21 protein-coding genes and 1 riboswitch are annotated in these 19,766 nt (G+C 60.6%); of the genes, 4 read left to right on the top strand and 17 right to left on the bottom strand.

All coding sequences use genetic code 11. The features are described from left to right. Window positions 1-2: 2 nt before the first annotated feature. From SIB92_RS17675 to SIB92_RS17665, 3 genes are all read left to right on the top strand, one after another. On the top strand, window positions 3-2,117 hold the full coding sequence (locus SIB92_RS17675) for an NAD-dependent epimerase/dehydratase family protein (protein WP_412553278.1): 2,115 nt from the start codon (window positions 3-5) through the stop codon (window positions 2,115-2,117). A 1-nt stretch (window position 2,118) separates the two neighbouring features. After that, window positions 2,119-2,646, top strand: a complete 528-nt coding sequence (locus tag SIB92_RS17670) for a hypothetical protein (RefSeq protein ID WP_412553277.1) — start codon at window positions 2,119-2,121, stop codon at window positions 2,644-2,646. Between the two features lie 91 nt (window positions 2,647-2,737). Beyond that, on the top strand, window positions 2,738-3,538 hold the full coding sequence (locus SIB92_RS17665; protein WP_412553276.1) for a CpsD/CapB family tyrosine-protein kinase: 801 nt from the start codon (window positions 2,738-2,740) through the stop codon (window positions 3,536-3,538). Window positions 3,539-3,561: 23 nt separating this feature from the next. Here the strand turns inward: SIB92_RS17665 and SIB92_RS17660 are convergent, their stop codons facing one another. The 13 genes from SIB92_RS17660 to SIB92_RS17600 form a co-directional block, all read right to left on the bottom strand. Then, window positions 3,562-4,641 carry an extracellular solute-binding protein gene (locus SIB92_RS17660; RefSeq protein WP_412553275.1) on the bottom strand — a complete coding sequence of 360 codons (1,080 nt, stop codon included), beginning with the start codon at window positions 4,639-4,641 and terminating at the stop codon, window positions 3,562-3,564. Further along, window positions 4,632-6,467: an ATP-binding protein gene (locus tag SIB92_RS17655; RefSeq protein WP_412553274.1), complete on the bottom strand. Its 1,836-nt coding sequence runs from the start codon at window positions 6,465-6,467 to the stop codon at window positions 4,632-4,634. The genes SIB92_RS17660 and SIB92_RS17655 overlap by 10 nt, the downstream gene beginning before the upstream one ends. A gap of 175 nt (window positions 6,468-6,642) precedes the next feature. After that, entirely contained in the window at window positions 6,643-7,377 is a 735-nt protein-coding gene (locus SIB92_RS17650; protein WP_412553273.1) for an ABC transporter permease, read from the bottom strand. Beyond that, window positions 7,374-8,102: an ABC transporter ATP-binding protein gene (locus SIB92_RS17645; protein WP_412553272.1), complete on the bottom strand. Its 729-nt coding sequence runs from the start codon at window positions 8,100-8,102 to the stop codon at window positions 7,374-7,376. Before SIB92_RS17645 ends, SIB92_RS17650 begins: the two co-directional genes overlap by 4 nt. Beyond that, window positions 8,099-8,779, bottom strand: coding sequence for a TenA family protein (locus SIB92_RS17640; RefSeq protein WP_412553271.1), 681 nt, complete (start codon window positions 8,777-8,779; stop codon window positions 8,099-8,101). The genes SIB92_RS17645 and SIB92_RS17640 overlap by 4 nt, the downstream gene beginning before the upstream one ends. Then, entirely contained in the window at window positions 8,779-9,726 is a 948-nt protein-coding gene (locus SIB92_RS17635; protein WP_412553270.1) for an ABC transporter substrate-binding protein, read from the bottom strand. The genes SIB92_RS17640 and SIB92_RS17635 overlap by 1 nt, the downstream gene beginning before the upstream one ends. Window positions 9,727-9,742: 16 nt before the next feature. After that, on the bottom strand, window positions 9,743-10,708 hold the full coding sequence (locus SIB92_RS17630) for a HesA/MoeB/ThiF family protein (RefSeq protein WP_412553268.1): 966 nt from the start codon (window positions 10,706-10,708) through the stop codon (window positions 9,743-9,745). Further along, window positions 10,705-11,301, bottom strand: coding sequence for a thiamine phosphate synthase (locus SIB92_RS17625; protein ID WP_412553267.1), 597 nt, complete (start codon window positions 11,299-11,301; stop codon window positions 10,705-10,707). The genes SIB92_RS17630 and SIB92_RS17625 overlap by 4 nt, the downstream gene beginning before the upstream one ends. Continuing rightward, window positions 11,298-12,071, bottom strand: coding sequence for a thiazole synthase (locus tag SIB92_RS17620; RefSeq protein WP_412553266.1), 774 nt, complete (start codon window positions 12,069-12,071; stop codon window positions 11,298-11,300). The genes SIB92_RS17625 and SIB92_RS17620 overlap by 4 nt, the downstream gene beginning before the upstream one ends. A gap of 3 nt (window positions 12,072-12,074) precedes the next feature. After that, on the bottom strand, window positions 12,075-12,269 hold the full coding sequence (gene thiS, locus SIB92_RS17615; protein WP_412553265.1) for a sulfur carrier protein ThiS: 195 nt from the start codon (window positions 12,267-12,269) through the stop codon (window positions 12,075-12,077). Continuing rightward, on the bottom strand, window positions 12,253-13,230 hold the full coding sequence (locus SIB92_RS17610) for an FAD-dependent oxidoreductase (RefSeq protein WP_412553264.1): 978 nt from the start codon (window positions 13,228-13,230) through the stop codon (window positions 12,253-12,255). The genes thiS and SIB92_RS17610 overlap by 17 nt, the downstream gene beginning before the upstream one ends. Then, window positions 13,227-14,030, bottom strand: a complete 804-nt coding sequence (gene thiD / locus SIB92_RS17605) for a bifunctional hydroxymethylpyrimidine kinase/phosphomethylpyrimidine kinase (protein WP_412553263.1) — start codon at window positions 14,028-14,030, stop codon at window positions 13,227-13,229. The genes SIB92_RS17610 and thiD overlap by 4 nt, the downstream gene beginning before the upstream one ends. Window positions 14,031-14,078: 48 nt before the next feature. Next, window positions 14,079-14,186, bottom strand: a riboswitch (TPP riboswitch). A 109-nt stretch (window positions 14,187-14,295) separates the two neighbouring features. Further along, window positions 14,296-14,766, bottom strand: coding sequence for a YHS domain-containing (seleno)protein (locus tag SIB92_RS17600; protein ID WP_412553262.1), 471 nt, complete (start codon window positions 14,764-14,766; stop codon window positions 14,296-14,298). Between the two features lie 126 nt (window positions 14,767-14,892). Between SIB92_RS17600 and SIB92_RS17595 the strand changes: the two genes are divergently transcribed. Beyond that, window positions 14,893-15,450, top strand: coding sequence for a TetR/AcrR family transcriptional regulator (locus tag SIB92_RS17595; protein WP_412553261.1), 558 nt, complete (start codon window positions 14,893-14,895; stop codon window positions 15,448-15,450). Window positions 15,451-15,465: 15 nt separating this feature from the next. On the opposite strand, the gene SIB92_RS17590 is transcribed toward SIB92_RS17595, so the two are convergent. The 4 genes from SIB92_RS17590 to SIB92_RS17575 form a co-directional block, all read right to left on the bottom strand. Beyond that, window positions 15,466-16,308, bottom strand: a complete 843-nt coding sequence (locus tag SIB92_RS17590) for a GNAT family N-acetyltransferase (RefSeq protein ID WP_412553260.1) — start codon at window positions 16,306-16,308, stop codon at window positions 15,466-15,468. A 143-nt stretch (window positions 16,309-16,451) separates the two neighbouring features. Then, window positions 16,452-17,750, bottom strand: coding sequence for a M16 family metallopeptidase (locus SIB92_RS17585; protein ID WP_412553259.1), 1,299 nt, complete (start codon window positions 17,748-17,750; stop codon window positions 16,452-16,454). After that, a complete protein-coding gene (locus SIB92_RS17580; RefSeq protein ID WP_412553258.1) occupies window positions 17,747-19,084 on the bottom strand; it encodes a M16 family metallopeptidase in 1,338 nt (445 codons plus the stop codon). Before SIB92_RS17580 ends, SIB92_RS17585 begins: the two co-directional genes overlap by 4 nt. Window positions 19,085-19,194: 110 nt before the next feature. Then, complete coding sequence (locus tag SIB92_RS17575) at window positions 19,195-19,713, bottom strand: DUF3035 domain-containing protein (protein ID WP_412553257.1); 519 nt, start codon at window positions 19,711-19,713, stop codon at window positions 19,195-19,197. Window positions 19,714-19,766 lie beyond the last annotated feature (53 nt).

The following is a 19,766-nucleotide window of genomic DNA, read 5'->3' as shown; positions in this document are numbered from 1 at the left end:
GCATGAACACATTGTCCGACGACCGTCCGATCCGCGCCGCCCTTTTGGGGGCTGGTTACATCGCTGACTGGCATGCCGCCGCCATTCTGGCCACGCCAGGCGTGGAGCTGGTCGCGGTCTGTGACCAATCCCGCGCCGCTGCCGATGCGCTGGCGCAGACCTATGGCATCGCGGCCTATACCGATCTGGACAAGCTGCTCTCCGCCAAAGTGGCCGATGCCATCCACATCGTCACACCGCCGGGCACCCACCGGACGCTGGCCGAAACCTGCCTGACCGCGGGGCATCACGTGTTGGTGGAAAAACCGGTGGCGCTCTCCGGCGCGGAAACCGCACAAATCCAGCAAATCGCTTCTGACGCCGGACGCGTCTTTGCCGCCGGGCACAACTTCATGGGCACACCGGGCTATCAGCGCCTCAAAACCCGGCTTGAGGCCGGTGAGATTGGCCGCGTCGCCAGCGCGGAGATCAACTGGAACTTCCCGATGATGCCGTTGCGCTCTGGGCCTTATGGGTTGTGGTTGCTGCGCGAGCCGAAAAACATGCTGTTGGAGCTGGGCCCGCATTTGTTTGCCTTTGCCGTAGACCTGTTTGGCCCGCTTGCCATCGAGCATCTCAGCCTGTCCAAACCGGTCGAGATCCCAGGCGACACCACGCGTCCGCAAGGCTGGCGTATTCTGGCGTCAGCTGGGGATGTGTCGATCACGCTGAATCTGTCGCTTGTGGAAACAATGGACGACCGCTCGGTGATCCTGCACGGCTCCACCGCCACCGCGCGCTATGACTACGCCCACGACGTGCTAACCGTGGACGCCGAAAACGCCGCCGACATTGTCGCCAATCCGTTCCTGCGCCAGATGGGCCTGGCAGGCCAGCATCTGCGCGAAGGTGTTGTGAATGGCGCGCGGCAGTTGGTGTCTTTGAACCGCAAGTCACCCTACGGGTTGTCTTTTGCCGGACTCACAGCGGCGTTTTACAGCGCCATCCGCTCGGGTCGTGACTTGGATGCGCGTTTCCATGGCGACAACGCCACACTGGTGATGCAGGCGATTGACGATGCCATCGCGCTCATGCCGAAACCTGCCAAAAAACCGAAACCCGCGAGCCGCGCCAAGCCAAAACCGTCTGTTCTGGTGATCGGCGGCACCGGCTTCATCGGCCGCGACTTGACCCGCGCCTGGGTTGCCAAAGGCCGCGACGTACGGGTGCTGTCGCGCGGCACCTCCGGGCCGTTTGATGACATCGCCGACCATGTCGAGCTGTTTGGCGCCAACCTGCGCGATCCGGATCAACTGGCTGAGGCCATGGATGGCATCGAGATTGTCTACCACCTTGGCAAGTCGATGGACGCCACGTGGGAGGCCGCGTTAAAAAACGACGTTGCCGTCACAGAAACCATCGCCCAAGCGGCGCAGGCGGCCGGTGTGAAACGGTTTATCTACACCGGCACCATCGCCAGCTATGACATGTCTGATCCCAACGTGACCATCCGCGAGAGCCTGGGCTTTGGCGACGACATGAGCGACCGCAATATCTATGCGCGCTCAAAGGCGGAATGTGAGGCGCGGCTGCTGGAGATGCACCGCAAACACGGCCTGCCGCTGGTGATTGCCCGCCCCGGCATTGTGCTGGGCAAAGGGGGGCCGTTGCAGCACTGGGGTATTGGCCGTTGGCACGGCGCGGGCGCGGTGCGCATCTGGGGCAAAGGCAAACACATCCTGCCGTTTGTGCTCAATGAGGACATCGCCGAAGGGCTGATCCTGATGGCGGAAAACGATGACGCTTTGGGCCAGAGCTTCAATCTGGTGGGAGAGCCGATGTTCTCCGCCACCGACTATTTTGACGCGATTCACGCGCGATTGGGCGCGCGGATCAAGGTGAAACCGGGCAACCTGACCGCGTTTTACGCCTCTGCCTCTGTGAAATATTTTCTGAAGAAACAGGTGCTGCGACGCGGTGGGCTGTCCAACCCGTCCTTGGCCGATTGGAAAAGCCGCGCGCATTTCTCGCCGTTTGACAACAGCCTGCCCAAAAAGGTGCTTGGATGGGAGCCGGAACGTCGCCGTGATGTGTTCCTGACCAAGGCGATTGATGAGGCCAACCTGCTTGGCTTCTGATGTGCGGCTACTCGTTGTCACCGACATTCACGGTGCGCCCGATGAAAATCTGTGCCTGAGCGCGGGTTTGTCGGGCGTCGAACGCCTCTCCCTGGCCGGGCTTTGTGATCAACCGACCCTCAGCGGCGAGGCCCTGCACCATCATCTGTTTCAGGAAGAGGGCATGGCGCGGGCGGTGCGCAGACTTTGCGACATGATGGCTGACCAGCCCGCTCTCATTAGTCTTGGCTACAGCGCCGGCGGTACGGCACTCTGGAAAGCCGTGCTAGCGGGCGCGCCGCTGTCCGGCTTGATCTGTGTCTCTTCCACGCGGTTGCGGGACGAGAGCGCTCTGCCGATCCCAACACAGGTCTATTTTGGTGGCGACGACCCCGGTCGCCCTTCCGAGGCTTGGCTGACCACCGTGCCCACCACCGCCACCCTGTTGCCCAGCGCAGCCCATGCCTTCTACGCCGATGCGGACCACCAAGCGCGCGCACAAGTGGCCGCAGACATCGCCGACACCATCGCCCGCTGGACCGCCGTCTAACCCTACACGTCCCCCTATCTCCGCAATGGTGCCTTTCTTTTGTCCGCATTGCCCTGATAGTTTTGCCTCAAACAGAGCGGATTCACGCGCCATGAGCACAGACCAGACCCACGAGAGCGACCTCCCCAAAGAGGAGGCCACCGAGGCATCAAGCGACGCATCTTTTGAAGAGGCGCGGCTGCCTGTGGTGCATGACCCGGATGTGTTCTGGGAAGGGCTAACTGTGGCCGAGCTCAAGGATGCGGTTCTGGAGAAAAACTTCATCGTAAGCGCCACCCGCAGCCATCCGGCCCATGCGGCCTTTGACATGTTGCGCACCCGTCTGTTGCAAGCGCTCAACGAACATGGCTGGAGCCGGGTCGCCGTGACCGCGCCAACCCGAGGCTGTGGCAGCAGCTTTGTCACCACCAACTTGGCCATGGCCTTTTCACGCCTTGAATCCGTGCGCACCGTGTTGCTGGATATGGACCTGCGCTCCCCAAGCCTGGCCGAAACTTTGGGCCTCTCCGCCAAAGACAGCATGGCCGATTACCTGAGCGGTGTGATCGCGCCGGAGAACTTCCTGCAACGGGTGCAGCCGAACCTCGCCGTGGCCCTCAACGACAGCTCCAGCGAGAACTCGGCAGAACTGTTCCAAAACGACATCGCGGCCGAAGTGCTGGAAGAACTGGAAGAAGCGCTCTGCCCCGATTTGATGCTGTTTGACATGCCACCGGCGCTGGAGTTTGACGACGTGCTCGGCTTCCTGCCCAATGTTGACGCCGTGCTTGTGGTCGCAGGCGGCGGCATTTCCACCGCCGAGGACATCACCAAGGTCGAGCAAATCCTGTCAGAGGTGAAACCCATCCTTGGCGTGATGCTCAACAAGGCGGACGGGCCGGTCTCTTACTGACCCACCCGAAGCGACATCTCAGATCACAACCCCAACTGCATCCGGCGCCAACGCCGGTCTAGAATGCGTTTTTCTGACCCAGAGCGCGGCGTCAGCATAAACAGCTTCTCTCGCCGGTCTTTGGGCGCCACCTGCTCCAATATCTCCCGATCCAGATCCGCCAATGCCTCGTGGGACACCGGAATATCGGTCAAGGCGAGGGAGAACTGCGAGACTTTGGCCAGCACCTCCGGCTCGTTCATATAGCGCAGCAATTGGTGGCTGTGCTCCGGATGGCCTGTGTCACCTGGAAACACCATCACATCCGCCCACAGCACGGTGCCCTCTTCGGGCACAAAATACCGCACCTCATTACGTCCTAGCAAAGACTGCGGCGCTAGCGCGTCGCTGCTCCAGGTCAGGGCCACGCAGGCTTCATTCTGCAAAATCTGTTCCTGCTGGCTGCCGTCTATGGTGTTCACGTAAGGCATGATGCCTGCGAGCAACTCAAAGGCCGCGTCCAGATCTTCTTCGGCCATCGAGTTTGGATCACGGCCCAGATAGTTGAGCGCAATTGCCACCACTTCCTGCACCGCATCGACAATGGTGATCCCGCAATCTGCCAACTCCGACGCATACTTCGGATCAAACACCAGATCCCAGCCGTTGAGCGCCGTTTCCGGCACCCGTTCCAACACGTCGTCAATGTCCACCATCACGCCGGTGGTGCCCCACAGAAACGGCACCGCATATTCGCTGGCCATCGGCACGGCTTCTTCGAGCTTTTCCATCAACTGCGGATGGCTGCCATTCAACTGCTCGCGAACCCGGGCATCAAAGGGACGCAGCGCGTCAATGCTCACCAAACGCGGCATGACCTCCACCGGCACAACCGCCAGGTCATATTCGGTGCCACCGGCGGCGAGACGGGCCTCGGCCTCATCGGCCACCATAAAGGTGTCGACCACAACATTGATGCCATGGCGCTCGCCAAACTCCTGCACCACCTCCTGCGGGATGGTGTTGTTCCAGGCATAGAACCACACCGCATCTTCACCTGCGTGCACCGGCACACAAAAGGCAGCCGCCGTCGCCGACGCCAGTGCAAAATCCTTCAGGCGCATGCGCCATCCTCCTGTGTCTCAGTCTCAGATGGCCAATGCCGCAACAGCTCTGCCTTCAGCGCATTGCGCGTGACGGGCTTTTCAACATAGCCAGACATGCCGGCGGCCACCGCTTCGTCCCGATGTTCCGCCTGCGCATTTGCGGACAGACCTACAATTGGCACCGTGGCGGCCTTATGCCGCGTGTCAGCCCGAATGGCGCGGGTCGCCTGCAAGCCGTCCATCATCGGCATACGCACATCCATCAAAATCAGGTCGGGCTCACAAATCGCGGCCTTGTCCACCGCCTCCAGCCCATTGGAAGCAGAGAGCACCTCGCAGCCCAGATTCTCCAAAATCTTACGCGCCACCACCTGATTGACGCGGTTGTCATCCGCCACCAGCACCCGTTTGCCAAACTGCATCGCTTCAGAAGGCGCAGGCTCCGCAGTCACTGCTACGGCGTTGCCCACCGGCAGTTCCAGAATGAACTCCGAGCCTTCGCCCAGCACGCTTTCCGCTGTGATCTGCCCGCCCAGTGCCTCGCTCATACGCTGCACAATCGACAGGCCCAGCCCAGTGCCGCCAAACTGCGTGGTGGTACTGGAATCGGCTTGCTCAAACTGATCAAAAATCCGCTCCAGAGCGCCCGGCGCGATGCCGATGCCATCGTCTTTGACCACAATCCGCAAGCGGCGTTCTTCGCCGTTGTGTGGCGCGACATCTTCCAGATGCAGCTCAATATTGCCCTGCTCAGTGAACTTCACCGCGTTGCCCACAAGATTGGCCAACACCTGCCGCAACGCCTGCGGCGCGCTGTGCACAAACCACCCCGTCTCGCTTGGGGCCGCATGCACCGTCAGCGCCACGCCATTCTTGGCAGCCTGACCGGAAAACAGTTCGGCGGTCTCCTGACACAGAGCCTGCACGTCAAAGGCTTCAAACTTCAGTTCAACCTTACCGGCCTCAATTTTGGCCAGATCAAGTACGTCGTTGATCAGTTGCAACAGCGCCTGCCCGCTGCTCTGGATCATAGACAGCATGCGCTTTTGCTCCGGCTCAAGCCGTGTGTCCTTGAGCACATCCGCCAATCCCAAAACGCCGTTCAGCGGGGTACGGATTTCATGGCTCATTGTGGCCAGGAACATGGATTTGGCCTCAGAGGCCGCCTCGGCCTTACGCCGGTTGCGCTCGATCTCGGACTGCGCCCGGATCACGTAACGCTCCATCGGGATGTGCACAAATCGTGCCGCCAGTCCCGCCCCCAGAAGCGTGATCGCCAGCGCAAAAATCCCGTAGGTGACCTGCTTGTCTGCTGCGTCTTGTGCGGCGGCCAGTTCGGCCTGTTTGATCCGGTTGAAGATCGGCAAAAGACGCATCGCCAGATCGCCAGCCATGCCTGCCGCGCGGGCGACGTCGGTCATGTTCTGACGGGGATCCACCGCCACGTCCGCTAGGAAAAGCACGTCCTCAAGCTCTAAGAGCGGGTTCATCGCGTCCCGCCGCAAGATGCTCTGCCCTTCTGGCGAGAAGGTCTTGAGGGTTTTCTCCTGCGAAATCCGCTCGGCAGCCTCTTCCGCCGCGTGTGATGCGCGCCGCACATGCGCGCGCGAGTTCACCCCGCGTTGTGACGCTGGCGACATCCGCAATTCCTGAAACGCCATCGACATTTCCGACAGTGATAGCAGAAGCGTATCCATAGATGCTGTGTTCTGGTTGCGTGTCGCCACCGTATCGCGCCCCATAAGCGCCACCCACATAGCTGCGATTGCGGCCGCGAGCACAATGCTCAGCGCGATGCCGCTTCGCCAGCGGAGATACCGTCGTGTGATACGCAAATTCGACATGCTGCGGTCTATCTACAACTCAAATAATCTACCGGAAAATCAGTGCCAGCAGGTGGTTAAAGTAGTCTTAAGACACACCCTTTCCGGAGCAATTCAGTCGAGAATATCCGATTTTGTTGCAAATTATCTGAAAACCACCCAAACCGCTTTGGGTTTGAACCCGCACCCCGTCAGATCAGGCCTCCCGATCCCCCAATCGACGGGTAAGTTTGGCAACCATCACATAGAGCAACACCGAGAGCACGCCGAGGGTCAGCATGGCGGCAAACATCAGGTCGGTTTTGGCACGCCCATTGGCGAGCAGCATCAGGTAGCCAAGGCCTTGGGACGCCCCGACCCACTCGCCGATCACAGCGCCAATAGGCGCATAAACCGCTGCCAGCCGCACCCCTGCCCCAAGATTGGGCAAGGCTGCAGGTACGCGAATGTGCCACAAGATCCGGCTGGGGCTGGCCTGCATGGTTTTCGCCAGATCCAGATAGCCGGGCGGTGTGCGCATGAGGCCATCAAAGAAGGCCGAGGTCACCGGGAAATAGATGATCAGCACCGCCATGGCGATCTTGGACCACAGGCCAAAGCCCATCCAGAGGGTCAGAATGGGTGCCAAGGCAAACACCGGCAGCGCTTGAGTGAAGACCAAGATCGGCTGCACCAACATGCGTGCAGTTTTTGATGTGGCGAGTTGCAAAGCCGTGACGATGCCCAGCGCCGTGCCAATGGCAAGGCCGATGATGACCTCTTTGGCCGTGACCAGCGTGTGTTCGGCAATCACCCAGCGGTTGGTCCACCAAGTTTCTGCCACCAACGCCGGTCCCGGCAAAATGAACCGCGGCAAGTCGGTCAGGGAGACAATCACCTGCCAAACTGTGAGTGCAAAGAGCGTGGCCGCAACGGCTGGGAATACCTTCATGCCGTTTGCCCCATCAGAAGTTTCAGCAGGTCTGACTGGCAGGTCAGTGTTTCAAGTGCTTCTACCGCCCGTGGCACCTCAGCTTTCGGTGGGGCCACCGCTGTCAAACCTGCGGAGGTCATCACATGGATCGCGTGGCCCAGCCGTGCCGCTTCGCCCGGATCATGGGTTACGACCATCACCGTACGCCCATCCAAAAGCTCGACCGCCAAATCCTGCATCGCCGCGCGCGTTTGCGCATCCAGCGCCGAAAATGGCTCGTCCAGCAGGATGATGGGCTTGTCTTCCATCAGCGTACGCGCCAGTGCCACGCGCTGACGTTGCCCGCCGGAGAGTTCACTGGGTTTCTTGCCCCGATGGGCTTGCAGGCCACAGCGCTCCAGCAACTGCGCCATCCGCGCCGCATCCGCCTTTTGCCCGCGCAACCGCGCGCCCAAAGAAATGTTTTTCTCCACCGTAGCCCAAGGCAGCAAGAGGTCATCCTGCGCCATATAGGCAATGCGGTCGGCCACCGGCGCGCCGTCTGTGGCCGTAATCTTTCCGTCAAAACTCGCGCCTGTTGGCAAATCCGCCATCAGCCGCAAAACCGTGGTTTTCCCCACGCCCGACCCGCCCAACAGGCAGGTCCAGCGCCCGGCATCCAAGGACAGTGTGAGCGGCGCAAACAGCTGCCGCCCCTCAATTAAGGCCTGCCCTTCAAGGGTGATGCCGGGCGTTTTTGTCATGGGGTCAGGCCCATCTGCCAAAAGTTCACTTCCAGTTCGGTCGCCATACGGAACTTGTCACAGAGCGCGGCAAAACGCGGGCTGTTTTCAAAGTCCTTGCCAAGGCGACGTTCCAACGCGCCATCAAGCAGCTGCCCCACGGCCACACAGTCGCCCTGATAGCCTTCGCCCGCATAGGTGTTGATCCAATCGGCGTAGGTGTCAGAGGTTTTCTCAACGCCCAACCGCGCGCCAATCTCACCATAACCCATCACGCAGGGTGCCAGCGCCGCCAGCAGATCAAGCAGATCGCCGGAATAGCCCGCCTCCAGCACATAGCGTGTGTAAGCCAGGTTTTCCGCCCGCTCCGGTGTGGCAAACAGCTCTTCCTGCGGAATACCTGCGGCCTCGCAGATACCGACATGCAGCTGCATTTCTTCCGCCACCAGAGCGTTCACAGTGGCAACCGCGCCGAGCATTTCCTCATGGGTTTCCGATTTCACCACCGCCAGCGCCCAGGCGCGGGAGAAGTGGATCAGGAACACATAGTCCTGCCGCAGGTAATGCAGAAACGCCTCCCGCGGCAGCGAGCCATCGCGCAGCCCTTCGACAAAGGCATGGCGGGTGTACGCCCGCCATGCCTCGCCTGCCGCCTCACGCATCAGCGCAAAGGCACGGCCGTAGGTTTGCGCGCTCATTATTGGCTCATCGCCGGGGCGGTCACGTCAATGGTGATCGCCTCAACCGGGTTGATCGACGGGATCATACCGCTGTCTTTGAGGAACTGCTCAAAGCGCACGTAACGACCGGCGTCATAGCCTGCTGGACGCAGGGCAAAGCGTGGCAGCGTGTCGGCCCATGCGCGCTCGTTCAACTCATCCTGCAGCTCTACGGAAGTGCCAGCGAAGATTTCCCAGCTCTTTTGCGGGTTGTTCACGATGTACTGGGTCGCTTTCTCGGTCGCCGCCATGAAACGCGCGACTTTGTCCGCATCCATGGTGTCTGGGTTGGCCACATAGATCAGCTCGTCATAAGATGGCACGCCCTCTTCTTCGATGTAGAAGCAGGTGCCCGGACGGCCTTCGATGTCCATCTGGTTCAGCTCGAAGTTGCGATACGCGCCAATCACGGCATCCACCTGACCGGACATCAGCGATGGGGACAGGGAGAAGTTCACATTCACCAGCTCGATGTCGTCGGTGGAGACGCCATATTTGCCCAGCACAGCGCCCAGCACGGCTTCTTCCACACCCGCCACGGAGAAACCAACTTTCTTACCCTTCAGATCCGCAGGGGTCTTGATGGGACCGTCTTCCAAAACCAGCAAGCAGTTCAGCGGGGTCGCCACCAGCGTGCCCACACGCTTCAGCGGCAGGCCTTCGTGGATCTGCAGGTGCAGTTGCGGCTGGTAAGACACCGCCAGATCGGCTTGACCAGCGGCCACAAGGCGCGGTGGCATGGACGGATCGGCAGGAGGCACAATCTCGACCTCAAGGCCAACTTCTTCGAAGTAGCCGTTTTCTGCGGCCACGATGATCGGGCCGTGGTCAGGGTTGATGAACCAATCCAGCAGAAGGGTCATCTTGTCCGCCGCCATGGCGGGGGTTGCGGCCATCAGAGCCACAGCTGCGAGTAGGTGCTTCATCACGTTTCCTCTCGTTCTAAGAAGCAGATGCCGCGACAAGAACAATCTCGCCGGGCCAAATCTCTTGGGTGAATTCCGCCGCACGCCAGGACCGCAGCCCCGTTGCACAGCACAACGCCAGCCGCCCCTCGGCGATTGGCAAATTCTCTTTCAACTGATCCGGCAAAAGGCGGATCGCGTCCGGGTGGGCAGGCTCTGGCGCTTCCTCGGTGCCGCGCAGCTCGACAATTGTGTCTGCGTCGGTCAGCATCTCAGGGGAGGCAAAGCCAAATGCCGTCTCTGGCTCCGGTGCAGTGTCAAACCGAAACGGCGCGCTACGCATGGAACGCGCGTCAAACTGCACCATCTGCCCGAGCGGGCTTGGCTGATGCCCCATCAAGACGGCCAGCGCCATCTGCGTCTGCATCGCGCCGATCAAGGCCACCACCGGCCCCATCACGCCTGCTGTCGCACAACTCGCGCCGCTTTCCGGAGCCTCTGGGAACAGCGCCCGCAACGACGGCGCACCGCCGCACACACCTGCCGCATAGCCCGACAGCGCCAAGGCGGAGCCGGTGATCAGCGGGATGTTCTCTCCCAAACACAGATCGCTCAACGTGTAGCTCACCGCATAGCTGTCGGCGCAATCCATCACCAAAGTGACACCTTCCAGCAGCGTGGACGCATTCGCTGGGGTCAGCTTGGCCACCACGGCCTCAACCGAAATCTCGCCATTGATCGCCTGACACCTTGCTGCCGCCACCTCGGCCTTTGGTTGGCTTTGATCCGCTTCGGTGAACATCGTCTGTCGGTGCAGGTTGGACAGCTCCACCGTGTCGCCATCGACAATGGTGATGCGCCCGACGCCAGCTCCTGCCAGCAAAGGCAGCGCACTCGCCGCCAGACCGCCCGCGCCAATGACCAACACATGGGCCGTGGTCAGCGCCACCTGCCCATCTGCGCCCACCTCGGGCAAAATCATTTGGCGCGCATAGCGGCTCACTTGCAGACCTCCAGCCACTGGCGCACGCGTTCTTCTGGATCGTCATTCAGGGTGATGTCGGTCACAGCAGAGACAATGTCCGCCCCGGCCTCAAATACGCCCGGCGCCCGCTCCACCGACATGCCACCAATGCCCACGAGCGGCACATCACCGACACGCGCTTTCCATTCGGTCACGCGCGGCAGGCCCTGTTGGTGCCATTTCATCTTTTTCAGAATGGTCGGATAGACCGGCCCAAGCGCGACATAGTCCGGCATCATCGCCAGCACGCGCTCCAGCTCATCATCGTCATGGGTCGACACGCCCATTTTGATGCCCGCCACACGAATGGCCTTGAGATCAGCATCGTCCAGATCTTCTTGCCCGAGGTGAATCCAGTCGCAGCCCAGATCAATCGCTGCTTGCCAATAATCGTTGATCACCAGCACACAGTCGTGCGCGCGACACAGTGACTGAGCCTCAGTGATTTGCGCGCGTACGTGCTCATCAGAGGCGTCCTTGATGCGCAATTGCACCAGTTTGATGCCAAGCGGCAACATACACTTCAGCCAACTCACATCATCAAAGATCGGGTAGAACTTGTGCAGGCTCATGACAGGAACGCCTTTCCAATGACCGGTGTGGACGCCTCAGCCATGTCGCGGGCCTCGATAGGATCCGCCTCACAAGCCATTTGCCCCGCTTCCACGGCGGCCATCATCGCCTTTGCCATCGCCACGGGATCGCCAGCGCGCGCAACGGCGGTGTTGAGCAAAACAGCGTCAAAGCCCAGTTCCATTGCTGCTGCTGCGTGGCTCGGCAGGCCGATACCTGCGTCCACCACCAAAGGCACGTCGGGGAATTCCGCCCGCATGGCCCGCAGTGCGTAAGTGTTGTTCAACCCACGGCCAGAGCCAATCGGCGCGCCCCAAGGCATCAGAACCTCACAACCAGCCTCAAGCAGACGCTCGCCCACGATCAGGTCTTCGGTGGTGTAAGGAAACACCTCAAAGCCGTCCTCGGACAGAATGCGCGCAGCTTCCACCAGTTGGAAAACATCCGGCTGCAAACTGTCGGTGTGGCCAATCAGCTCCAGCTTGATCCACTTGGTATCAAACACCTCCCGCGCCATATGCGCGGTGGTTACGGCCTCTTTCACCGTATGACAGCCTGCCGTGTTGGGCAGCACCAGCACATCCAGATCCGCGATCATTTGCCAAAAGGTCTGGCCAGCACCGCCAGCGCCCTCGCGTCGCAATGACACCGTGGCAACCCCGGCCCCAGACGCGCGAAACGCCTCTTCCAAAATCGCCGGGCTGGGATATTGCGCCGTGCCGAGCATCAGCGGGTTTGGCAGCTCCACGCCGTAAAACGTCTTGCCCATCGCTCAGCCCCCCTGCATCGGCGCGACCACTTCGACGCGGTCGCCATCGGCCAATGTCTGCGCCGCGCGCAAACCGGCAGGCACAAACTCCTCGTTCAGCGAGGTCGCCACGCGCCCCGAAAAGCCACATTCGGCCAAAAGCCCAGCCAAGTCCCCGGCCGCCACCTCGCGGGCCTCTCCGTTAAGCACGATCTTCATCGACCATCTCCGAATGAATGTTGTGAAGCGCCAGATCGGCCACCCCTTTGGCCAGCGCAGGGGCCAGCAAATAGCCATGGCGGTAGAGCCCGTTGGCGTAAATCGTCCGTCCAAGACGGCGAATGCGCGGCAGGTTGTCCGGGAAGGCTGGGCGCAGGTCGACACCGATTTCCAGCACCTCCGCCTCGCCAAAAGCTGGGTTCAGCGCATAGGCAGCACTCAGCAGTTCCAGCATCGAGCGCGCGGTGATGCGGCTGCTGTCTTCGCTCTCAATCGAGGTCGCGCCCAGCATGTAAACACCATCCCCACGCGGCACGATGTAAAGCGGAATGCGCGGATGTAGGAGGCGCACGGGTCGCGTGATCTCCAGATCCGGCGCGCGGATGATGAGCATCTCGCCTTTCACACCGCGCAAATCATAGAGGTATTCCCGCGCCGACAGACCCCGACAATCAATCGCGTTCTCAAGGTTGGTTGGCGCGATCTTTTTGTGCATCGTCACGCCCTTGTCTGCCAAGCCGCGATAGAGGTCTTGCAAGGCTTTGCGCGGATCAAGGTGGGCTTCGTCTTCAAAGAACAGCCCCTGCCCAAAACCATGCAAATCAGGCTCTAACGCGGCCACTTTCTCGCGACCAATCTCGGCAAACCCTTCAGTGCGCCGTGCAAACCGGCGCATGTCTGGCAGGTCGCGCTTGTTGGCGACAACCAGCGTGCCCGCTTTGGTCACGTTGGTATGCGCCGACCACCAGCCAATCGCCTCTTGCCCATGCCGCAGCACAGGCTCCTCGGCGTTTTCATATTCACACCACGGCGCCAACATACCGCCCGCCCACCAGCTGCAGCCATGTGGGCCGGGTGGGCCAGCCGGGTCAAACACCTGCACCTCGGCGCCGCGCTCCGCAAGCTCCGTGGCCACAGCCAGGCCGGCAACGCCAGCGCCTATGACGGAATAGAGCGTCACGCTTTCCAAACCCGGTGGAAATGGTGCAACGGCCCGTGGCCCTTACCAACATTCAAATCATCAGCAGCGGCAATCGCCCCTTGCAGGTACTCGTGCGCCTCTTTCACCGCAATGGGCAGCGCAAGACCTTTGGCCAGCCCCGCGGCAATTGACGACGACAACGTACAACCGGTGCCATGGGTGTTTTTGGTCTGTTTGCGCGGCGCAGTCAGCTCCAGCTGCGTGCCTTCGTAGGTCATCAGGTAGTCGTGGCAGATGTCCCCAACCGCATGACCACCTTTCATCAGCACCGCCTGCGCCCCCACCGCACACAACGCCTGCCCCTGTGCCACGACTTGCTCTTCGCTTGTGGCAAACTCTTCTTTCAGCAGTGCCGCCGCCTCCGGCAGGTTTGGCGTGATCACCGTGGCCCGTGGTACCAGCACATCGCGGAGCGTCATCACCGCCTCTTCGGCCAACAGGCTGTCGCCGGATTTCGCCACCATCACCGTGTCGAGCACCACCGGACCGGTGAAGTCCGCAATCGCATCGGCCACTGAGTGGATGATCTCCGGCGTGGCCAGCATGCCAATCTTGATCGCGCCCACGTCCATATCAGACAACACCGCATCAATCTGCGCGCGCACCACGTCCAACGGGATCGGGTGCACCGCCGTCACCGCCTGCGTGTTCTGCGCCGTCACCGCCGTGATCACGCTGGTGCCAAAGGTGCCCAGCGCCGAAAACGCCTTTAAATCTGCCTGAATACCCGCGCCGCCCCCGCTGTCGGAGCCTGCAATTGTCAAAGCGATATGGGCCATACGTGACGCCTCCCAGTTCGAAACGGGATTCCGCGCAGGCAAAACGTCATCGTCTTTGACACCGTTCCCTCCGCCGGTATTGCCCGGATCAGGTTCGATGGGTTTACGCATTTGCGATTCTCAGCCCTGCCACGCAGGACACCCCAACGGTTAATTGCCTCTTAGACAAAGCCGCACACCGCGTCAATCATTGGCCGGATCACAAAAAGGCCCCCACCGATTGCGCGGTGAGGGCCAACGGCCAAGGGAGTGGTGGCTTGCTGCCTTATTGCAGGCTGGCCGGATCTTTGTCTGCGATGTTGGTCCAGTTGGCATCGGCCTTCTCAATGAAGCCCGGAATGTCCGCGACCCAACGCTCTTGCACGTCCTGGGAAATGTTCAGGAACAGTTCGCCGTCAACGATTTTCCAGTGGTTTGGATCACCGTCAAATTTGAAGCCCATCGCCGCACCAAATGCACAGTATCCGCCATATTCCGGCAGGTAAGCTTCCGGATCGGCTTCAAAAGCCGCTTTGTGCTCCTCAGTGGCAAAACGGTAGGTCGCGTCATTGTAAGAGGACGTGATTTTCCAGCTGCCCTTGGTTGGGGCACCTTCTGTGAAATAGGCCACCGGGTCATAGCCTTGCAGCGCCAGGCCAGTGGAGGACGCGTTCAGTTCAACGCCGGCCGCAATTGCAGATGTCGCTACAGCCACGGACAGCGCGGCACCGGTGATCAGGGATTTAAAAAGGGTCATTGGGGAGGTTCCTTTGTTAACTCGATAAATTAGAAACCAATCAGTTCCTAACTGCCCTCTATTTACAATTCGGAACCAAATGGTACAAATCAACTGAGCGTGACACGAGCGTGAGGTTGGAAATCCTTGGCCAGACCCAGAGAATTTGACATTGCCAAAGCGCTGGACGGCGCGATGCGTGTGTTCTGGCGTCAGGGCTACAAAGCCACCAATCTGCCGGACTTATTGCGCGCGATGAAACTCACCCGAGGCAGCTTTTATAAGGCGTTTGGCGACAAAGGCGCGGTCTACTATCACGCGCTGGAACGCTATGACGAGGAGGTCGTGAGCGCCAATCTCGCCGCCCTCAAGGCCTGTGACGCGCCTGACGCCACCACCTGCCTGATGCCGATGTTCACACTTTCAGACGCCGCCGATCACGGCTGTTTTATCTGCAACGCCATGGTCGAGGTCGCGCCGGACAACCCCAAGGTTGCGCAGAAAACCCAGGAAATGGCGGACCGCCTGAAAGAGGGGATTCTCGGCGTGCTGAAAGTGCGTGACGTCGGCCTGTCCCCGACCCACCGCGCAGATCTGGCCGAGATGATCCTGCACCTCTATTTTGGCTTTCAAGCCATGGGCAAATCCGGCCGCGCGCAGGATGACTGGGAAGGGCGAATCCGGCGGTTGTTGGGGGAAATCTGACAACAGACCACTGCCTCAAAGCAGCATGTGCAGCTCAAACTGGCCAACCCGTGGCCGCGTGTCCAACGTGCGCACAAAGCTGGAAAAACCCGCATCGCCCGTGTCAAAGTTGATCAGCCGCAGCTCCTCCGCCTCCAACGCTTCACCACACGCCGCCAGCAAGGCACGGGCGACGCCCTGCCTGCGAAAGCGCGGGTCCACCGCAATTTGCGCCACTGTGAGCGTGGACGTGATCACTGCCACACAGCCAATAACCTGCTGACCCTTCTCGGCACACAGGCACATCACGTCCTCCCCTAAAGCCGCAAGCGACTCCGAACTGTGCTGCCAGGATGGTGCCCAATCCTGCGCGCTTTCCGCAAAGGCCGCAGTTTCCGACCACGGACGCGTGACAATGCTGTAGACGCTTGGCGGGACATCCTTTGGCGGCATGATGTGGCAACACCCCAATTGGCGGTGCTGTGTCAGGCCCAACCGTTTGTACAGGCTTTGGGCAACAACGTTGTTTTCAAGCACTTCCATCTGAAGCGACGTCGCCCCGTTGCCGCGCAACCCCGCCAAAACGGCCAGCCCAATCTCCGTGGAGAGCCCCTTGCCGCGGTGCGCAGGGCGTGTGCCACTGGAGATGAGATAGGCTGCGTCACCGCGTCGCCCAACCAGCCAAAAGGCGGCAACCTCACCATCGAGCATCGCAACCCGTGAAACCTCCGGAACAAACCCCCGCTGCGCCAACAGCCTGTCAAAGGCGTCCTGCGTCAATTGCATGGGCACAGCGTAATCCGAAAAGGCCACATTCATGGCCTCCCGCAGGTGTTCGCGGGGAATCTCCGTCGCCGCGACAATGTTTGATGATGTCATACTGTCTTCGCTCTCAAGCCTGTTCTGCCCCACCTACATTCGCCTTTTTAGGGAATGCACCACAATACAAATCAACCCAAAGAGTCAAAAAAGCGCGAAAGGCTCTCACCTCCCGCGCCTCATCTCATAATCAGTGACAGCCCTCAAAGCCCCTCAGGCTTGCCCACCACCACAAATTGCAACTTCTCCGGCGTCAAAAGCTCTCCGGCGACGCGTTTCACGTCTTCCACTGTGACCGCATCCACTTTGTCGTTGCGGGTGGCGATGTAGTCGATGGGCATGTTGTCCATCTGCATGGAAACCATGATTGTCGCAATCGCGCCGTTGCCGTCAAACCGGAGCGGATAGGCCCCGGTAAGCAGCGCCTTGGCTTTCGCAACCTCGTCCTCTGTCGGGCCTTCGGCGGCCATCAGTGCCCATTCGTCTTGAATGACCTCAATCGCCTGCGCCACGCGGTCATTGGCCGAAGACACGCTGCCCATGTAGACGTTCGCCAGATCGCGCAGCACAATGTAGCTGTAGACCCCATACGACAGCCCACGCTTCACCCGGACTTCCTCCATCAGACGGCTTTCAAAGCCACCGCCGCCCAAAATGGTGTTGAGCACATAGGCGGCGAAGAAATCCTCGTCGTCGCGGTCAATGCCGTTCTGGGCAAACATCGCCACCGACTGCGGCGTGTCAAAATCCACCACATCGACGCCGCCCATGATGTCCACTTTCGCTGGGCCCGGCATCGGTGCTCCGGTCTCTGGCAAGTCGCCCAGCAACGTGTCCAACACAGGCCCCAGCTCTTCGGCGGTGATGTCGCCCACTACGCCAACAAACAACCGGTCTTTGGCCATCGCACCTTTATGCGCGGCGATCATGTCCTCGCGCGTCAGGTGGGTCACGCTCTCAATCGTGCCTTCGCCCGCGCTGCCATAGGGGTGATCGCCGTAGATGATCTCCGCCATCCGCGCGCCGGCGATCTTATCCGGGTCTTTCAGATCAGACCGCAATCCGGAGAGCACCTGTTCACGCACCCGGTCCAGCGCATCCTGCGGAAAGCTCGGCGCCACCAAGGATTTGCGCAGCAAGGCCAGCGCCTCATCGCGGTTCTCGGTCAGCACACGGGCGGAAATCGACACCGCATCGGCATGGCTATCATAGCCAAACTGCGCCGCCAGTTCTTCGCTCGCCTTGGCAAAGGCCTGCGCGTCCATGTCGCCGGTGCCCTCTTCCAACAGGCCGACCATCAGGTTGGTTGCGCCGCGCGCACCCTCTGCGTCGAGCGAGGTGCCGCCCTTAAACCGGATTTCCAGCGCCACAAAGGGGATCGACGACTCTTCGACCAGCCAGGCGTTGATGCCGCCCGGTGAGGTGACTTCTTTGATGTTGATCTCCGCCCAGGCAGGCACAGCCACAAACAGCGTTACGCATGTGATGAAAGCACGGATCATTGCGCCGCCTCCTCTTCTGTCAACAGCCAGCCGGTCACCGACTTTTTCCGGTCAAAGATCATTTCCGCCGCCGCCATGATTTCTTCGGGCGTGATCGACTGCAAAATCTCTGGCCAAGCCTGAATGTCGGCAATCGTCAGACCCGACGTCAGCCCCCGGCCATAGCGGTTGGCCACGCTGTCCACATTGTCGCGTTCATAAATCTGGCTGGCGCGCAGCTGCATCTTGATCCGCTCCAGATGCGCCTCGTCCACACCGGTTTCCATGAACTGCGCCACAACTGCGTCCATCGCATCTTCGGCCTCCTGCATTTCAATCCCCGGTGCCGGCACGGTCAGCAGGTTAAACGTTGTCGCATCCAGCGAGGTGCCGCGATACCAGGCGGTGGCATAGATCGAGTTCTTGTCCTCAAACTGCAGCTTCTGGCTCAACACAGAGGTCTGCCCGCCGCCCAGCAATTCCGCCAGCAAGGTCAACGCCGCCGCGCCGCGCTGATCGCCGGGGTTGCGCTCTGGTGCGAGGTAAGAGCGCGTCACATAGGGCTGCGCCACGCGCGCATCGTAAAACTCCATCCGTCGCGCGCTGGTTTGGGGCGGCTCACTGGGCCGCGCCCGCTCTGGCAGGTCCGGATTGGCCGGGATCACACCATAGTATTGCTCCGCCAGAGCCTTGACCTCTTCCGGCTCCACATCGCCTGCTACAATCAGGATGGCGTTGTTGGGCGCGTAATATGTCCCGTAGTAGTCAAGCGCATCTTCCAGCCCCAAGGCCTCCATCTCGTGGCGCCAGCCGATGATCGGGATGCCATAGCGGTGGTTCAGATACTGCGCCGCGTTCAATTGCTCGCGGAACAGCGCACCTGGGTTGTTCTCCACCCGCTGGTTGCGCTCTTCTATGATGACATCGCGCTCGGTCAGGATTTCCTCCTCGCCAAGCCGGATATTGACCATCCGGTCGCTCTCCATCGACATCATCAGCTCCAGCCGATCCGCCGCAACCCGTTGATGATAGGCAGTCACGTCGTAGCTGGTGAAGGCGTTGTCCCGCCCACCGTTGGCCGCCACAGTGGCGGAGAACTCGCCGGATTCCAGCTTGTCGGTGGCCTTAAACAGCAGATGCTCCAGAAAATGCGCCACGCCGGACACGCCGGGCTTCTCATCGGCAGAGCCCGCCTTGTACCAGACCATATGCATCACCACCGGCGCACGGTGATCCTCGACCACCACCACCTGCATGCCGTTCTCCAGCATAAAATCGGTGACCTGATCCTCCGCTTGCGCGGGCAGCGCCATCGCGGCCCCCATCGCAAGCGCACAGACAAAGCGTCGCAACATCCAATAACCTCCTCAAAACAGGCTTGTACAAATAGTTACGCCCCCGAAGGGGCGCTGCAAGGGATCAAACGAATTTGTGAGCGATATTAGGCACATTCGTGCCGGCAATCTTACTGCACCGGTGCCGCAGGGGTCCGCGCGCCGGCGCGCTTCCAGCGCCACCACTCATCGCGGTAGTCCAGTGCTTGGCGTTTGTAGACGTCCTCATAGAGGCCTTTTTTGCTGATCCGCAGCCAGGTACCGCGCCCCCGCTTGCGCCGGAACTCTTCGTCCTCCGCCCAAACAGTGGCCCGGATGTTGGCCTCACGCCCCAAACGGGACGAGTAGTTCACAAGGTTGCCGTCGCTGGCGGGAATGCCAGTGTTATAGGGGCTGCGCGCGGAAGCTTTGCCGCCCAGTGCCGCAACCGCGTCGCCCAACGGGTCCTGATCGGTGCGGTTCACGCCCCCCGGCGTGGGCGCAGGCAGGGCCGCATAATCCTGAGGTTGGGTCAGTTCTTTGGCGGGCATGATGGTAAATTCATCCGGCCCTTCGCCACTTGGTGCGTTGGAATGCAGCGTTTTGCTGCCCGAACAGGCCGCCAAACCCACAGCAGCCACTCCCAAAATCAAAAGACGCAAAAGCTTCATTTGCCCCACTCCACGAAACTTGGGCACAGCTTTAGCGCATCCTGACAGGAAGG

This window comes from Shimia sp. MIT1388, assembly GCF_047124445.1.
In the GTDB taxonomy this organism is placed as follows: Bacteria; Pseudomonadota; Alphaproteobacteria; order Rhodobacterales; family Rhodobacteraceae; genus Shimia.
Note: the sequence above shows the minus strand (reverse complement) of the source record. Positions and strands in the feature narration are given on the sequence as shown.

Bases quoted from the DNA above. Each gene is read 5' to 3' on its own strand.
- SIB92_RS17590 (WP_412553260.1), bottom strand. From the start codon at position 16,308: ATGACATCATCAAACATTGTCGCGGCGACGGAGATTCCCCGCGAACAC.
- SIB92_RS17580 (WP_412553258.1), bottom strand. From the start codon at position 19,084: ATGTTGCGACGCTTTGTCTGTGCGCTTGCGATGGGGGCCGCGATGGCG.
- SIB92_RS17645 (WP_412553272.1), bottom strand. From the start codon at position 8,102: ATGACAAAAACGCCCGGCATCACCCTTGAAGGGCAGGCCTTAATTGAG.
- SIB92_RS17575 (WP_412553257.1), bottom strand. From the start codon at position 19,713: ATGAAGCTTTTGCGTCTTTTGATTTTGGGAGTGGCTGCTGTGGGTTTG.
- thiD (WP_412553263.1), bottom strand. From the start codon at position 14,030: ATGGCCCATATCGCTTTGACAATTGCAGGCTCCGACAGCGGGGGCGGC.
- SIB92_RS17675 (WP_412553278.1), top strand. From the start codon at position 3: ATGAACACATTGTCCGACGACCGTCCGATCCGCGCCGCCCTTTTGGGG.
- SIB92_RS17620 (WP_412553266.1), bottom strand. From the start codon at position 12,071: ATGGGCAAGACGTTTTACGGCGTGGAGCTGCCAAACCCGCTGATGCTC.
- SIB92_RS17635 (WP_412553270.1), bottom strand. From the start codon at position 9,726: ATGAAGCACCTACTCGCAGCTGTGGCTCTGATGGCCGCAACCCCCGCC.
- SIB92_RS17585 (WP_412553259.1), bottom strand. From the start codon at position 17,750: ATGATCCGTGCTTTCATCACATGCGTAACGCTGTTTGTGGCTGTGCCT.
- SIB92_RS17625 (WP_412553267.1), bottom strand. From the start codon at position 11,301: ATGAGCCTGCACAAGTTCTACCCGATCTTTGATGATGTGAGTTGGCTG.
- SIB92_RS17650 (WP_412553273.1), bottom strand. From the start codon at position 7,377: ATGAAGGTATTCCCAGCCGTTGCGGCCACGCTCTTTGCACTCACAGTT.
- thiS (WP_412553265.1), bottom strand. From the start codon at position 12,269: ATGAAGATCGTGCTTAACGGAGAGGCCCGCGAGGTGGCGGCCGGGGAC.
- SIB92_RS17660 (WP_412553275.1), bottom strand. From the start codon at position 4,641: ATGCGCCTGAAGGATTTTGCACTGGCGTCGGCGACGGCGGCTGCCTTT.
- SIB92_RS17600 (WP_412553262.1), bottom strand. From the start codon at position 14,766: ATGACCCTTTTTAAATCCCTGATCACCGGTGCCGCGCTGTCCGTGGCT.
- SIB92_RS17665 (WP_412553276.1), top strand. From the start codon at position 2,738: ATGAGCACAGACCAGACCCACGAGAGCGACCTCCCCAAAGAGGAGGCC.
- SIB92_RS17640 (WP_412553271.1), bottom strand. From the start codon at position 8,779: ATGAGCGCGCAAACCTACGGCCGTGCCTTTGCGCTGATGCGTGAGGCG.
- SIB92_RS17655 (WP_412553274.1), bottom strand. From the start codon at position 6,467: ATGTCGAATTTGCGTATCACACGACGGTATCTCCGCTGGCGAAGCGGC.